The following is a 16256-nucleotide window of genomic DNA, read 5'->3' as shown; positions in this document are numbered from 1 at the left end:
GATTTACTTTTAAAAATAAAAAAGTTAATCATAAAAATAATTTAGTTGGTTAATTAATAAAGTATTAAACACTATTTACTTCTTTCCAACATCTTCAAAAAAAACAAAAGAATATCGTACAAAATAAAACCTAAAAGAGTTTAACATTACAAACATACAAAATTTACACAATCGGTTGCATATAATTTGTATTTTTTTTTAAATAAAAAAAAGTACTAATTTTTATTAGTAATAGAATAAAAATGAATTTAGATGAGAAAAATGAATTTTGATAAAAATGAATTCTAAAATCAATTACTATTAAATACAAACTAATTTACTTCACAACAAGGAAAATGAAAAATTGGAAAATTACAGGAATTTGCAATAAAACAAAGTTCATTAGCTTTTTCATGTAAATGCAAAGCTGTTGCTATTTGATCTTTTTGTTTTATGATCACTTTAGGAAACAAACGAACTTCAATAAAACGCCCTGAACCATTTTCGAAAACTTCAAGAGTCGCTTCGGCATTATCTTGATACGAAACAACCTCTATCCCATTTTGAGCACAAACATATAAATAAGACATCATATGGCAGGAAACCAAACTACTTAACAGTAAATCTTCAGGATTATACAAACTTGCATCTCCCTTAAAAACTTTAGCGGCAGAAACATTTAAAATAGCCTTACCTTCAATACTAATTTGATGATTTTTTAAAGTTTTTTTAGAAGTTGAAATAGTTTCTTTTGGAACTGAAGTCCAGTTTAATGTAGCTTTAAATAAATGTTTAAGTCCCATAGTGTATATATTGTTAAAGTAATCAAATATATAAATCTATTATTACACTGAAATACATCCAATAGTGTTTCAATAAAAAATTAAGAAAGTATAAACATCGAAAATGTAATTGCTTTTTTATATTTGTATAACATATATAAAATTCCCCAAATGAAACATTCTTTTAAAACAATTAGCCTTTTAGCGCTTTCAATACTATTCTTTTCTTGTAATTCAACTAAAAAAATAAAAGGCGACAAAACTTCCGAAATTACAGAAAAATATTGGAAATTAATTGAAATTAGAGGTCAACAAGTGACATCTGAAAATTTTGTTTCAAAAGAACCACATTTTATATTGAAATCAACAGATAATAAAGTTACAGGAAATGGCGGTTGTAATTCTTTTTTTGGAACTTATGAACTTCAAGCCGATATGAACCGAATAACTTTTTCAAAACTAGGAGCTACTAAAATGGCTTGTTTGAAACCTACAGTAGAGGATGCTTTTTTTAATGTACTAGAAACAGTAGATAATTATACGGTAAAAAATGATACTTTACAGTTAAACAAAGCTAGAATGGCTCCATTGGCAAAATTTGTAGCGGTATATTTAAAATAACTTCCCAAAAAAAAAACAGTATGTTAAACTGGAACGATTTAATAAAATTTGCCACTCAGGGCAATCCAACTCCTCCTAGAAGAGTTCAAAAAACGGATGAGGAATGGAAATTAGAATTAACCGATGAAGAGTACTATGTAACACGTAAAAAAGGAACCGAAAGACCGCATAGTTCAGAATTATGTAGTCTTTTTGAACCGGGAAAATACGCTTGCAAATGTTGCAAAACGCCTCTCTTTGATTCTACAACAAAATTTGAAAGTGGAACAGGTTGGCCTTCCTTTACTCAACCTATTGCAATTGAAAATATAGCTTACAACAAAGATGTGAGCCACGGAATGATTCGTATCGAATGTGTTTGTAACATTTGCGATGCACATTTGGGGCATACTTTTCCTGATGGCCCTGAACCAAGCGGATTGCGTTATTGTATTAACGCTGTTTCTATCGAAAAAATAAAAGAATAACTATTACGCAAAGATTCACGAAGAAAACGCAAAGGTTCGCATAAGTTTTTTTAAGTTCTTCTAAGAATCTTTGTATCCTTTGTGCTTAGAAAAAGTCACAAATTAAAAAGATTTTGACGGATTATTTTTAGAGCTTCTCTGCGATTTACTTTGCGAAGCTTTGCTTTAAAAATATTTTCACATATATATAAAACAAAAATCGCCTCGATAAACGAGGCGATTTTTTTATGAATCTATAATATATTATTCCATCAAAAAGACAGTCAATCCTCTTGCTCCATGAGCTCCTAGTACTAATGATTGTTCAATATCGGCTGTTTTAGAAGGACCAGCAATAAAAGTACCAAAACCATAGTCCAAATCACCAATGCGCTCATAAGCCTGTTGCATAGTAGCTACAATATCACTTTTATTCACTATAATAGCCAAATATTGCGGAATAAAAGGTGAAACTCTTTGTCCTAAAATAGCATCCGTTACCCAAAGGCCTGAATTTTCAGCAACACCTAAATGTGCTTTTATAACAGCTAATTCTACATTTTGTAAACTATGTGGATCATCATTTGTCCAGTCAGTTTCTGCAATATCCGCAAATTCCAAAAGTGTTGTAATTTTTCTTTTATCAGCAGGATAATGTGTTGTAATATAGTTTTTTACTTCGTCTAAACTACTCACTTCTTCACAAAAACCACCAATACCTTTTAGTACTGTTTTATAGGTTTCAATGACGTCAAATTTTTCTAACCCTAAAACGCTTAGATCTGGCAATTCATTTACTGATAAAGGTTGATTGCTTTTTATCTTATTTAAAATACTATCTCTACTGCTCATTATTTTTTGTCTTTAGATTCTTTTTGCTTTTTAGCATACCATTCTCTAAATGATTCTTCAGGAGGTGTTGGCATTTCTCTTTGATTGTACCAGGCATTCATGCTATTATTTACCATAAATGGCATATTCTTGATTACAAACCTTCCTGCTTTTCCAGCAATTTTAAATACGGTAGGATTAGCTAAAACAGCTGACATTCCTTTCATCGCCATCGTTTTAGAAGGAGGTGTATATCCTTCTTTAACCAATACCTGACGCCATTTATACAATTGGTCATGAATATCAATTTTTACCGGACAAACATTTGAACAAGAACCGCATAAGGTACTTGCAAAAGGCAAATCGGCATTCTTTTTCATGTCTAAATTTGGCGCTAAAATAGAACCAATAGGTCCTGCAACTGCATTATGATAACTGTGTCCTCCACTTCTTCTGTAAACAGGACAAGTGTTCATACAAGCACCACAACGAATGCATTTTAAAGAATTTCTAAACTCTTCACGTCCTAATTGGGTACTTCTGCCATTATCAACAATTACAATGTGCATTTCCTGTCCTTTTCTAGGTTTTTTAAAGTGACTTGAAAAAGTAGTAATAGGTTGACCCGTGGCACTTCTAGCTAAAAGTCTCAAGAAAACACCTAAATGTTTGCGCTGAGGAACTAATTTTTCAAACCCCATACTTGCAATATGAACATCGGCAAGATGTGCCCCCATATCGGCATTTCCTTCATTAGTACACACTACAAATTCACCTGTTTCAGCAACTGCAAAATTCACTCCCGTAAGTGCCACTTTTCTAGTTAAGAAAGTATCTCTTAATTCTTTTCTAGCTGCTTCAGTTAAATATTGTGGGTTATAATTTCCTTTTTCTGTTCCAAGATGCTCATTGAACGTATCACTTACATCTTCCTTTTTAAGGTGAATAGCAGGCAATACAATATGACTTGGTGGTTCTTTTCTTAATTGAACAATAAACTCCCCTAGGTCGGAATCAATTACTTCAACTCCATTATCTGCTAAATATTCATTTAGATGACATTCTTCTGTAAGCATTGATTTTGATTTTACCATTTGGGTAACACCATGCTTAGCAATAATAGAATGCACTATTTTATTGTGTTCGTCTCCATCAGCAGCCCAGTGGACAATGATTCCGTTTTTCAATGCATTACTTTCAAACTCTTGCAAATAGAGATGCATATTTGAGAGTACGTTATTTTTAATATTTGATGCAGTCTCGCGAAGCGTTTCCCATTCAGGAATAGCATGAGCTGATTTATCTCTTTTAGAACGAACAAACCAAAGCGTTTCATCATGCCAGTTTACACGTTCTACATCTTTGTTAAAAGTAGCTGCCGCTGTACTGTGATCTATTGTATTTTCTTTCATATTGAGTTTAAAATTTCTGCAATGTGAATTACTTTTATATTGCTTTTTTGTCTTTTTAAAATTCCTTCTAAGTGCATTAAACAGGACATATCTCCTCCTGTAATATAATCTACCTGGTGTGCTTGGTGGTCTTTTATACGGTCTTGTCCCATTTTTACAGAAACAGCCTCTTCGGTTACACAAAAAGTACCTCCAAAACCACAACACTCATCTTTTCTACTTAAAGAAACTAATTCTAAACCTTTTATATTCGTCAATAATTGTTCTGGCTTAGAAAAAGGAGCCGCATTTAACTCACTCATTTGCGAAAGCTTTAGTCCTCGTTGACCATGACAACTTTGGTGCATTCCTACCTTATAAGGAAAATTCCCTTCGATAGATTCTACTTTTAATACATCTGTTAGAAATTCTGTTAGTTCGTAAACATGTTTTCTAATATGTGTAGCAGCAGCTTCATTCTCTTTCGAATGAAGGTGTTCCTTCACATGCATGGTACAACTTCCAGAAGGGCAAACGATATAATCAAATTCAGAAAAATTAGCCACAAAATTAGCATCACATCCTCCCGTTAAATGTGCATAACCACTATTAGCCATAGGTTGCCCACAACAGGTTTGATTCATTGGAAAACTCACTTCACATCCCAATTTTTGTAATAGCTCTAAGCTTGCAATACCTACTTGTGGATAAAATTGATCCACATAGCATGGTATAAAAAGTCCAACTTTCATACGCTGATTTTTATTTTTTTTTTAGGGTTCTATGTAATTTGCATAATTACTTTTGGCAATTACTTAAATTGATGCTCCTTACATAAGTTTTTGTTAATTGCTTAATACTTTAAGTAAAATTGCCTATCATTCTTCTTTTTATATTGAATTATGATAGGCAAATTTAAGTATTAATGTTTATAAAATTTCAAATCTATTAAATCATTTTGAATTGGTTTCGTATTCCAATTTTTATGAATGGCTAATGCGGCTCCTAAAGAACTCGCTTGTGCCATGGATGCGGCGTAAACTTCCATATTCGGGAAAGCTTCCGCTAATAGATTCATATAAATAGAATTTTTACTAAAACCTCCATCAACAAAAATTTTCTTTACAGGACTATTATGAATCACCAGGTTTGTCGAAACAATTTGTTGAGCAATTAAATCCAACATCAATTGGTGATAGGCTTCATCGTAGTTTTCAAAATCAGATAAGTCTCTTTTATTAAAAGGGCAATCTTTTAAAATTTTACTATCTCCTTTTGTATATTGTTTGAAATTAGCTCTTAACTTAGTAATAATATCTTTATCGTAAAGAACATGTTTATAAGTATCTACTGCAACATCAAAATGCTTTGCCAATTTCAATGATTGAATTTCATGTTCATTTCCTGCAAACAATCGAGAAGCTTTAACTGGTTTTCCTTTATAATGTAGAAAACACAAACAGTCGTTTTGCAACTCCTCAAAAGTAAGCTTCTTATCATTAAATGGGTTCATTGTAATTACCCAAGTTCCTGTTGAAAGCAACACAAAAGGATCTTCAAAATTGATTATATAAGGAATCAAAGCTGAAGAACTGTCGTGTAAACCAATACCAACAGCAGTTCCGTCTGCTAAAGTAACAGCATCTTCAGAACTATGAATTGGAGCCAGTTTTTCTGTTATATTTTGTTTTTTAATCCATTTGTGGTATTTCATTTTATTGAAATTCCAAAGATTAGTATGGCAACCAATACTTGTTATATCGGTAAAACCTTCTTTAGTCAAAAGATAACTCATGTATTGTGGCAAATGCAAACAATATTTTACTTTATTAAAAACCTCAGGATTTTCTTTTTTCAAACGATAAATTTGCATTCCAGAATTCAAACTTCCTAAAACAGGAGAAGCTGTTTTTACAGCAAAAACTTCTTCTCCTTTATTTTTAGAATAAAATTTATCTTTTAGCTTTTCAGGATATGGTTTTAGATAATTGTACAAAGGTGTCAAAGGATTTCCTTCTTCGTCAATATATACAAAACTGGCACCATAAGTACTAAAATTAACTGCCTTCAAGTTGTATTGGGTTTGCATTTTCATCTGTTCCCAACATACCAAAAACCAATCTTTTAGCGCTACAATATCTTCGCAAGGAAATCCATCTTCATCAACTGTTTCTGGAAGATTTACTGAATTTTCCCAAACAATTTGATAACTTTCATTAAAGAGAAAGGCTTTTTTATTTGTTTTTCCAATATCGAAAATGGCTACTGCATTCATTTAATGTTGTTTTTACGACTGTCCGTTACTTGTACCTATTTCTTTATGCCACCAATTCACGAATACTTCCTTATGTTATTACACAAATAATCAATCATTTGGATTATAATTAATCAAATTAAGGCATCGAATTCAAAAAAAATTAGTGAATTCGTGGCGAAAAAAATGATAGTCTTAAAACAGATAGTTATTTATTTTTTACAATCCTGTTGCTACAGTTTTTAATCCTCTTTCTCCAATTAAAGCATCACGTACCGCTAACTGACGGTACAATCCAACTGGATTAAGAGCTGCTCCAGCACGTAAACGAGCTTCAGCTACTAATGCACGAACATCAGTACGGAAAGCATTTTGTAAAATCTCTTGAGCTTTAACTACATCATTTTCGTTTTGAGCAATTTCTAAAGCTTTTCTATCCACAGAAAGTGCCTGAGCATAAGCAATCATAATAGCCTCAACAGATTGTAATAAATCTTCCATTGGATCTTTTACGTTATGAGAAGCATCAATCATCCAACCTAAGTCGGTTGCATGGTTCATTCCTCTTGCATCCATTCCTTCTACTAATTCGTTGAAAATTAAGAATAATTGGTATGGTTTTAATGAACCTGCAGTTAAATCATCATCTCCGTATTTAGAATCATTGAAATGGAAACCTCCTAATTTATCTTCCATTAATAATAATGAAACAATTTGTTCAATATTAGCATTTGGAAGGTGGTGACCTAAATCCACTAAAGTTTTAGCTTTATCACCTAATTTTTTAACGTAAGAATAAGATTGTCCCCAATCAGCTACAGTTGTAGAGTAGAAATTAGGCTCAGCGCATTTATACTCTAAAAATAATTTCCAGTTAGCAGGCAATGCTTCGTAGATTTCTTCTAAACTTTCTAATGTATTTTGGTATGCTTTACGGAAATTTAATTGTCCAGGAAAACATGAACCATCAGCTAACCACACCGTTAATGACTCAGAACCTAACTCAACACCTTGCTGGATTACATCGATATTGTGTTGAACAGCTTGCTTACGAATTGATTTATTTACATTTTGTAAAGAACCAAATTTATAGGAGTACTCAGCATTAGCTTGGTCTTGAAATGTATTAGAGTTAACAGCATCAAATTTCAAATCGTGTTGTGCTGCTAAAGACTTAATAGACTTATAATCAGACACCGTATCCCAAGGAATATGTAAAGAAATTGCTCCAGAAGCTTTATTTAAAGCGTGTAGCAAACCTACATCTTCGATTTTTTCTTCTATTGAACGAGGTTCTCCACCACCTGGAAAACGTCCAAAACGAGTTCCACCTGTACCTAAAGCCCAAGAAGGGATAGCAATTTGGAAATCGATTAATTTTTGAATAATATTTTCAGTTTCAGCAATTTCTGAAGCTGTAAAAACTAATTTGTTTTTATGAGCTGTAAAAAGCCCATCATTATGAGCAGCAATTTTATTAGAATCTAATATCATGATAATTACATTTTTTTAAGGTAAATAAAAAACTTCTTTGAGTGAAACACTCACTGGCGAATTGTCGGGATTTGCATCCATAATATCACCCATATATTTCCACCATTTTTGCATCACTGGATGCTGAGGAAGTTCGTCTAAACGACTAGGATCTTCAATTTTTAAAACACCAAAAAGAGCATATGTGTCTTCGTCTAAAAAAATAGAGTAATCTTCTACTCCAACACTTTTTAACAAATCAGCCAATTCAGGCCACAACTCATCATGTCTTTTTTGGTACTCCTGCATTTGCCCTTGATGCAATTGCATTTTAAAAGCTACTTTTTTCATAATTTATGGTGATTATAAGCGGTAGACTTAAAAATTACTAACCACCTAAGTTGTTATAAAGAAGAACTGTTTTTTAAAAAGAAAATAAAAAACAAACATGCTGTTATTAGATTAAGAAAAATCTAACGCTCGAAATAAATCGAACGTTAGATAAATCAATCTAAAAACTAACATCTAAAAACTATCTGTAAAAGCCCATAGATACTCCACCATCAACATTTAATGCATTTCCTGTAGATTTTCCTAATAAACCTCCAACAAAAGCATAACATGCATTGGCAATATCATCTGGCAATATAATTTCATTTAATAAAGTACGCTTAGCGTAGTAAGCAGGCAATTCAGCTACAGTAATACCATACGCTTTAGCACGTCCTTCAGCCCATCCACCTGACCAAATATTGGAATCAGAGATTACAGCATCTGGGTTAACAGTGTTCACACGGATTTTATCAGCTCCTACTTCAGCAGCCATTAAACGTGTTAAGTGAGCTTGAGCAGCTTTAGCAGATCCATAACCAGGATTATTTGGTCCTGCAACTACTGCATTTTTAGATACGATATTAACGATATCTCCTCCAAAACCTTGTTTACGCATTACTTCGATTCCAGCTTTAGAAACAATAAATTGTCCTTTTACTAAGATATCATACAATCTATCCCATTCTTCTAATGAATGCTCTGCGATAGATTTAGAAATACTAATTCCGGCATTGTTAACGATAATATCAGCTCCTCCAAATGCTAAACAAGCAGCATCTAGAGCTAAAGTTGTACTATTTTCGTCAGTAACATTTAATAAAGTACTAGAAACAGCATCTTTACCAAAAGTTTTGATAAAATCAGCAGTAGCTCCTTCTAAACGCTCTTCGTTAATGTCATTAATAACAACACAAGCACCTTCTTCAGCGAATTTTTTAGCGATAGCCTTACCAATTCCACCAGCAGAACCAGTGATAACAGCAATTCTTCCAGATAATGCTTTTGGTTTTGGCATACGTTGTAATTTAGCTTCCTCTAACAACCAATATTCGATATCAAAAGCTTCTTGACGTGGCAATGAAGTATATTCTGAAACTGCTTCAGCACCTTTCATTACGTTTACAGCATTTGTATAATATTCAGATGCCAAACGAGCCATAGTTTTGTCTTTTGCAAAAGTAAACATACCAACTCCTGGGTATAAAATAACCACTGGGTTTGGGTCACGCATTGCTGGTGAGTTTGATTTTTTGCATGTATTATAGTACTCAGAGTACATTTGACGGTATGCTTCAAAAGCTGGAGTTAACTTTGCTTTGACAGCATCAACGTCAGATAAATCTTCGTTTGGAGCCAATTCAATTACTAAAGGACTAATTTTAGTTCTCAAGAAGTGATCTGGACAAGAAGTTCCAAGAGGAGCTAATTTTTCTAAATCATTAGAATTGATGAATTCTAAAACTCTAGCATCATCAGTGTAGTGACCAATCATTTTACGTTCTGAAGAACAGAAACCTCTTAAGATTGGAGCTAATTTAGCCGCTTGCAATTTACGTGCATCAACTGGAAGGCTTTCAATTTTTTGACCTCCAAAAACTGGACGAGTTTTACCGTAGTTAGACTCTAAATATTCAGCACATTTTTCAATTACTTCAAGAGTATTGATATAACTTTCGTATGAAGTATCTCCCCAAGTAAACAAACCGTGAGATCCTAACATTACTCCTTTTAATTTTTTCCCTTTAGCAGCAGCTTCTTCTAGGCAAGCACGCATTTGCAAACCTAAATCGAAACCAGGACGTTGCCATCCAACCCATCCAATCTCTCCGTTGAATAACTCTTCAGTAATTTTAGCACCATCTTTTGCAGCAGCAATAGCAATTGCAGCATCTGGGTGTAAGTGATCAATATGAGCAAATGGTAAGAAACCGTGTAAAGGCGTATCAATTGAAGGTGCCTTTGAAGCTAAATCAAAAATACAGTGGTTGAATAATTCCACCATTTCGTCTTCATGCTCAATTCCTCTGTAAACGTTTTCTAAATTGCGTAATCTTTCCAAATAAAGAGCAGCACAACCTGATTTTGTTAATGTTCCAATATCTCCACCAGAACCTTTAATCCACATTACCTCAGTTGCAGCTCCAGTTAGCGGATCTTTATCAGTAATTTTTACAGATGTATTTCCTCCTCCATAGTTCGTTAATCTCAAATCGGCTCCTAATAAATTAGAGCGATAGATAAATAGTGCTACTTCATCTCCTGCTAATTCAGCAGCCTTAGCATCATCCCATAGGTAACTTACGTGTTTAAAAGTCATTGTATTTGTATTTGACATTATTATAAAATTTTAAATTGTTATTCTATATCATTATAAAGAGTTTCCAAAACCAACTAAAACAATTGATAAAAACATTAAAGCAATTCCAAAAAAGAAAACCTTATATGTCTTATCCGAAACTCCTTTCCATTCCTTTAAATAAAATCCCCAGAAATTAGCTGTCAAAATAATTGTTGACATATGTAAAATCCAAGAACTTGCTCCATTTCCTAACTTACTTTCTCCCATTCCGTAGAAAAAGAATTGTAAAAACCACATGGTTCCGGCAATACCAGAAAACAAAACATTTCGACTAATTGGAGTATTTTTGTTGGTATAATCTCCAAAAGTTTTATTTTTAAAATTAAGGTACATACACCAAATAAAGTTAGTAGTAAGACCTCCCCAAAGCAATACTACATAGGTAACATTGTTTTGAAACAAAAATTCACCTTGCCCCTGATTTAAAACTTTCCAAGCCTCATTTGCCGTATCAGCCATTGGTTTACCAGCTTCAATTCCGAAATTAAAGAAAGAACTTAAAATTCCAGAAATTATCGCAATAATAAGTCCTTTAACAAGGTTAAAATCCTTATCCTTATCCTCATGTCCTACTGCGAAATCTTTTTCTTTAAGTGTTCCTGCTTTCCCTAACAATACGATTCCCAAAATACACACCAATACTCCTAACAAAACCAATTGTCCTCCTGGAGTAGAAGCCATCTCTGTAAAAGATACTTTTCCTTCAATAGGATTAAAATTGTAATAAATAGGCGGTACTAATGCACCAAATGCAGAACAAAAACCTAATGTAATAGAATTCCCCAGAGACATCCCTAAATAACGAACTCCAAGACCATAAGTTAATCCACCAATACCCCAAATTAATCCCATTGAATAAGTAACAGTTTTAACTGAAGGAGCTGCAGCACTAATAATCTCAGTAAAATTAGGTATGGTCAAATAAGCTGCTAATGGTGGAACTATTAACCAAGAGAAAAAACCTCCTACAATCCAGTAGCTTTCCCAAGCCCAACCTTTTACCTTTTTAAAAGGCATATAAAAACTTCCAGAGGAAAAACCTCCAATTGAGTGAAAAAGAATACCAAGAATTGATTCCATAAAATAAATTTGAGTTAAAGGTTAATTAATAGAAATGTAAAATAAAAAAAAAGGATTTTTAAAACTGTCCTGTACAGTCCTTGTATTAACACTTTTTATACAATTTTTAAACATTTCTGACAGATTCTCTACTAAATGTTAAAATTTAATATCAACATTTGCCTATAAATTTTAAGAAACTATCAATATCTTTTTACAACTTACCAATTAAATAATTATATGTTTTTTTAAAATTATTTAACTCTAACTAACATACTAGCTTTTCTTAAAAAATATATCTATTAAATTTGATTTCGATTTTTTTGCCAGTTTGAGTAAGTCTCAACATAAACAAGTCTTTTGAAACAATATAAAATAATTAAAAATAGCACTCTTTTTTTAATGTATTCCATACGAAAACAACAAGGCTACATAAAAAACTTTTAAACTTTCTTTTTTTTTAAATCATACAAAACAATCTGAGAATAGTTTTTTTTATTGCTTTTTAAATACAAAATCACTAAATTAGTTCACTATTCTTACTAATATTAATATCCTTAATCAACATATCCAATGCATCTCTTTACTTAGTAAACAAAAAAATTGTTCAAAGACTAACATATATAATTAGTACCCAAAAAAATTTGATAATGTATGAGTGAATATATTAAAATTAAACGGGGATTGAATCTCAAATTAATCGGTGAAGCGACAAAGTCCGTATTGGATTTACCTATTGCTGATGTATTTGCCATTAAACCAAAAGATTTTGTGGGGCTTACGCCAAAATTACTAGTTAAAGAAAGAGATACTGTCCTAGCAGGCAGTCCGCTATTGTATGATAAAAATAATGAGACTATTCGGTTTTGCTCACCTGTTAGTGGTGAAATAGTTGAAATTGTTCGAGGTGAAAAAAGAGTGATTTTAGCAATCAAAATTCTAGCCGACAGAGAAATAAAACACCTCCCTTTTGACAAATCCAAACCCAGTCAAAACAGTAGAGAAGATATCATTACTAAGTTATTAGAAAGTGGTGTATGGCCTTTTATCCGTCAGCGGCCTTATGGAATTATAGCCAATCCTAGTGACACTCCTAAATCAATTTTCATATCCGCCTTTGATACCAACCCATTAGCTCCCGATTATGATTTTATCATAAAAGGTCAAGAAATTCATTTTCAAACAGGAATAGATGCTTTAAAAAAGTTAACTACTGGAAAATTACATTTGAACGTTGCCGCTGATACCGCTCCTTCTTCACCCTTTTTACAAGTAAAAAATGTCCAAATTAATAAAATAGCAGGCCCTCATCCCGCTGGAAATGTAGGAACACAAATTCACCACATAGATCCTATTAATAAAGGAGACATTGTTTGGTACATTAATCCACAAGATGTAATCATAATTGGTAAATTATTCAACGAAGGAAAGTTTGATGCTACCAGAATCTTTGCTTTAACAGGTTCTCAAATAGAAACTCCAAAATATTACAAAACCATTGTGGGTACTTCCATAAAAAACAGCATTAACGAAGCTTGTTTAAAAAAAGGAGAAAACCGCATCATCAGCGGTTCTATACTATCTGGAAGAGAAATACCATCTGACGGTTTTTTAGGGTTTTATGATTCTCAAATTACTATTATCCCTGAAGGAAACGAATACGAGTTTATGGGCTGGTTAGCACCAGGACTCCATAAATTTAGTATTTCTAGAACCTTTTTCTCTTGGTTAACTCCTAATAAAAAACACAACCTCAACACAAATACTCATGGTGAAGAACGTCCTTTTGTAATGACAGGACAATACGAAAAGGTTTTCCCAATGGATATCTATCCCGTTCAATTGCTAAAATCAATATTAATTGAGGATATCGATATGATGGAAAAACTGGGTATTTATGAAGTTGTTGAAGAGGACTTTGCTCTATGTGAATTAGTGTGCACCTCAAAAATAAAATCACAAGAAATTATCCGTCACGGACTTGATATCATACGCAAAGAATTCAATTAAAAAAAACTGTAATTGCTTTTTTTAATTGAAATAACAATTGATTACCGGCTATATATTCTACATAATCTATTTAGATATATCTTTTCATCATTTAAAAAATAATTGAATTTGAAAGCACTTAGAAAATTACTGGACAATCTAAAACCTAACTTTGAAAAAGGCGGAAAACTGGAGAAATTTCATCCTGCTTTCGATGCATTCGAAACTTTTCTTTTTGTTCCTAATCATACAACCAAAAGCAAAGGAACCCATGTTAGGGATGCCATTGATTTAAAACGCACCATGATATTGGTTGTTCTTTCACTAATACCTTGCCTGCTATTTGGAATGTGGAATATAGGATACCAGCACTATCAAGCGTTAGGAATTTTGAACAACAGCCTTTCTGATAATTTTATTTTTGGAGCCATCAAAGTGCTTCCCTTAATTATAGTTTCGTATGGTGCAGGTTTAACAACCGAATTTATTTTTGCCATCATCAGAAAACATACTATTAACGAAGGTTTTTTGGTTTCTGGAATGCTGATTCCGTTGATTATGCCAATTGAAGTTCCGTTGTGGATGTTAGCCGTGGCAACCATTTTTGCAGTGATTATCGGGAAAGAAGTTTTTGGTGGCACAGGTATGAATGTTTTAAATCCTGCACTTACTGCAAGAGCATTTTTATTTTTTGCTTATCCCACAAAAATGTCGGGAAATGAAGTATGGATCAATACACAAACAGAACAAGGCCAGAATATAGTTGACGCATACAGTGGTGCTACTCCATTAGGCGACGCGGCGGCTGGTTTAGCAAACAAAATTCCAAGTATAATGGAATCGTTTACAGGAACCATTCCGGGCTCTATAGGAGAAACCTCTACACTTGCCTGCTTAATTGGCGCAGTGATTTTATTATATACTGGAATTGGAAGTTGGCGCATTATGAGCTCTGTTTTTATTGGTGGATTTGCAATGGCATCAATTTTTAATTTATTTGGTTTGAACACCTTAATGCAAATTAGCCCACTACATCATTTGGTATTAGGAGGTTTTGCATTTGGAGCTATTTTTATGGCAACTGATCCTGTTAGTGCAGCACAAACTAATAAAGGGAAATACATCTATGGTTTTTTAATAGGGATGTTAGCTATTCTATTTCGCATATTCAATCCCGCCTATCCCGAAGGGATGATGCTTGCAATATTATTTATGAATGTTATGGCACCTTTAATTGACCATTATGTAGTTGCCGCAAATATCAAACGAAGATTAAAAAGGGCTACCTCAATAAAAAATCAAAATGGATAAAGACAGTAACAAAGCTACGTTTCTATTTTCTTCGGGCATGGTAATAGTAATCGCCATACTATTATCAGTAGCAGCTATCAGTTTGGCACCATATCAAGACAAAAACATTCGGATAGAGAAAATGAAAAACATTTTAACCAGCGTTTCAATTGCAACAGAAACCGCTGAAACGGAACATCAATTTGACCAGTACATCACCAAACAAATTGTTTTGAATAATAAAGGCGAGGTAGTAACGGGTAAAATTAAAGCCTTTGATATCGACCTTAAAAAAGAACTTGACAAAATGAAAACAGGAAAATCAGCTGAACAATTATTTCCTCTTTTCATCTGTAATAAAGACGGAAAATCCTTTTACATTATTCCTGTTAGGGGAAAAGGATTATGGGGACCTATTTGGGGTTATATTTCACTCGAAAGTGATATGAATACCGTTTATGGTGTAAGTTTTGGTCACAAAGGCGAAACACCTGGTCTTGGTGCTGAAATAGAAACTGAAAAATTTCAACAACAATTCGTTGGCAAAAAAATATTTGATAACAAAGGTGTTTTTGTATCGGTAAAAGCCATTAAGGGAGGCGCTTCACCCACAGATTTACATGGTGTGGATGCTATTTCGGGTGCAACAATAACTAGTAAAGGAGTAACAGAAATGTTTCATCGAACCCTCAGTAATTATATTCCTTATTTCAAAAAACAAAATGCCATAACATTTACCAAATAAATCAAAGTATTATGAGCAAAGAAACACTCACAGCTTTTAAAAAAGCTAAGAAACCTAAAGAACCTTTGTTTTCACCTAAAAACAAAAAGCTTTTATACGACCCTTTGAACGACAATAATCCTATAACAGTTCAAGTTTTGGGTATTTGTTCGGCATTGGCAGTTACGGTCAAGATGAAGCCTTCAATTGTTATGGCGCTAGCTGTAATGATTGTTTGTGCATTTTCCAATGTTATTATTTCATTTATCCGAAATATTATTCCAAATCGCATTCGAATTATCGTCCAATTAACCGTTGTAGCTGCGATGGTAATCTTAGTTGATCAATTTTTAAAGGCTTTTGTCTTTGATGTCAGCAAGCAATTATCTGTTTTTGTAGGTCTAATTATTACCAATTGCATTATTATGGGAAGATTAGAAGCTTTTGCCATGTCTAATAAACCTTGGCCTTCGTTTTTAGACGGGATCGGAAACGGATTGGGATATGGTTTGATATTAGTGATTGTTTCTGCTATTAGAGAATTATTTGGTTCTGGTGAATTATTAGGTTTCCGAATCATTCCCGAATCCATTTATAAAATGGGTTATTTCAATAACAGCCTTGTCATTATGCCTCCAATGGCTTTAATCATTGTAGGAATACTTATTTGGATTCAAAGAAGCCGAAACCAAAAACTCATTGAGTCCAAATAATCAAAACTAGAT

General features: G+C 33.0%; 15 protein-coding genes. 6 read left to right on the top strand and 9 right to left on the bottom strand.

Annotated elements, in window-relative coordinates:
* Positions 1-311 precede the first annotated feature (311 nt).
* Positions 312-782: an OsmC family protein gene (locus AC4FRF_RS04725; RefSeq protein ID WP_491158329.1), complete on the bottom strand. Its 471-nt coding sequence runs from the start codon at positions 780-782 to the stop codon at positions 312-314.
* 150 nt (positions 783-932) lie between these two features.
* Here AC4FRF_RS04725 and AC4FRF_RS04720 point away from each other — a divergent pair, with 150 nt between their 5' ends.
* Both AC4FRF_RS04720 and msrB read left to right on the top strand, forming a co-directional pair.
* Complete coding sequence (locus AC4FRF_RS04720) at positions 933-1382, top strand: META domain-containing protein (RefSeq protein ID WP_491158328.1); 450 nt, start codon at positions 933-935, stop codon at positions 1380-1382.
* Positions 1383-1402: 20 nt separating this feature from the next.
* On the top strand, positions 1403-1849 hold the full coding sequence (gene msrB, locus AC4FRF_RS04715) for a peptide-methionine (R)-S-oxide reductase MsrB (protein WP_491158327.1): 447 nt from the start codon (positions 1403-1405) through the stop codon (positions 1847-1849).
* 243 nt (positions 1850-2092) lie between these two features.
* Here the strand turns inward: msrB and AC4FRF_RS04710 are convergent, their stop codons facing one another.
* The 8 genes from AC4FRF_RS04710 to rhaT all read right to left on the bottom strand — a co-directional run bounded on the left by AC4FRF_RS04710 (position 2093) and on the right by rhaT (position 11549).
* Entirely contained in the window at positions 2093-2680 is a 588-nt protein-coding gene (locus tag AC4FRF_RS04710; RefSeq protein WP_491158326.1) for a LutC/YkgG family protein, read from the bottom strand.
* Positions 2680-4071, bottom strand: a complete 1392-nt coding sequence (locus AC4FRF_RS04705; RefSeq protein ID WP_491158325.1) for a lactate utilization protein B — start codon at positions 4069-4071, stop codon at positions 2680-2682. The genes AC4FRF_RS04710 and AC4FRF_RS04705 overlap by 1 nt, the downstream gene beginning before the upstream one ends.
* Complete coding sequence (locus tag AC4FRF_RS04700) at positions 4068-4802, bottom strand: (Fe-S)-binding protein (protein WP_491158324.1); 735 nt, start codon at positions 4800-4802, stop codon at positions 4068-4070. The genes AC4FRF_RS04705 and AC4FRF_RS04700 overlap by 4 nt, the downstream gene beginning before the upstream one ends.
* A 170-nt stretch (positions 4803-4972) precedes the next feature.
* Positions 4973-6325 (bottom strand): FGGY-family carbohydrate kinase, encoded by a 1353-nt coding sequence (locus AC4FRF_RS04695; protein ID WP_491158323.1) that lies wholly within the window; start codon positions 6323-6325, stop codon positions 4973-4975.
* A gap of 198 nt (positions 6326-6523) precedes the next feature.
* Entirely contained in the window at positions 6524-7798 is a 1275-nt protein-coding gene (locus tag AC4FRF_RS04690) for a sugar isomerase (protein WP_491158322.1), read from the bottom strand.
* A 15-nt stretch (positions 7799-7813) separates the two neighbouring features.
* Positions 7814-8128, bottom strand: coding sequence for an L-rhamnose mutarotase (rhaM, locus tag AC4FRF_RS04685; RefSeq protein ID WP_491158321.1), 315 nt, complete (start codon positions 8126-8128; stop codon positions 7814-7816).
* A 181-nt stretch (positions 8129-8309) separates the two neighbouring features.
* Positions 8310-10445, bottom strand: a complete 2136-nt coding sequence (locus tag AC4FRF_RS04680) for a bifunctional aldolase/short-chain dehydrogenase (protein WP_491158320.1) — start codon at positions 10443-10445, stop codon at positions 8310-8312.
* Positions 10446-10478: 33 nt separating this feature from the next.
* Positions 10479-11549, bottom strand: a complete 1071-nt coding sequence (gene rhaT, locus AC4FRF_RS04675) for an L-rhamnose/proton symporter RhaT (RefSeq protein ID WP_491158319.1) — start codon at positions 11547-11549, stop codon at positions 10479-10481.
* 633 nt (positions 11550-12182) lie between these two features.
* On the opposite strand from rhaT, the gene AC4FRF_RS04670 reads away from it, so the two are divergent.
* The 4 genes from AC4FRF_RS04670 (at position 12183) to AC4FRF_RS04655 (ending at position 16244) form a co-directional block, all read left to right on the top strand.
* Positions 12183-13538, top strand: a complete 1356-nt coding sequence (locus tag AC4FRF_RS04670; RefSeq protein WP_491158318.1) for a Na(+)-translocating NADH-quinone reductase subunit A — start codon at positions 12183-12185, stop codon at positions 13536-13538.
* A 108-nt stretch (positions 13539-13646) separates the two neighbouring features.
* Positions 13647-14828 (top strand): NADH:ubiquinone reductase (Na(+)-transporting) subunit B, encoded by a 1182-nt coding sequence (locus AC4FRF_RS04665; RefSeq protein ID WP_491158317.1) that lies wholly within the window; start codon positions 13647-13649, stop codon positions 14826-14828.
* Entirely contained in the window at positions 14821-15552 is a 732-nt protein-coding gene (gene nqrC, locus AC4FRF_RS04660; protein WP_491158316.1) for an NADH:ubiquinone reductase (Na(+)-transporting) subunit C, read from the top strand. Before AC4FRF_RS04665 ends, nqrC begins: the two co-directional genes overlap by 8 nt.
* Before the next feature lie 11 nt (positions 15553-15563).
* Positions 15564-16244 carry an NADH:ubiquinone reductase (Na(+)-transporting) subunit D gene (locus AC4FRF_RS04655; RefSeq protein WP_491158315.1) on the top strand — a complete coding sequence of 227 codons (681 nt, stop codon included), beginning with the start codon at positions 15564-15566 and terminating at the stop codon, positions 16242-16244.
* Positions 16245-16256 lie beyond the last annotated feature (12 nt).

It is taken from the genome of Flavobacterium sp. ST-158, assembly GCF_058309975.1.
This window is presented reverse-complemented; position numbering and strand designations above follow the sequence as displayed.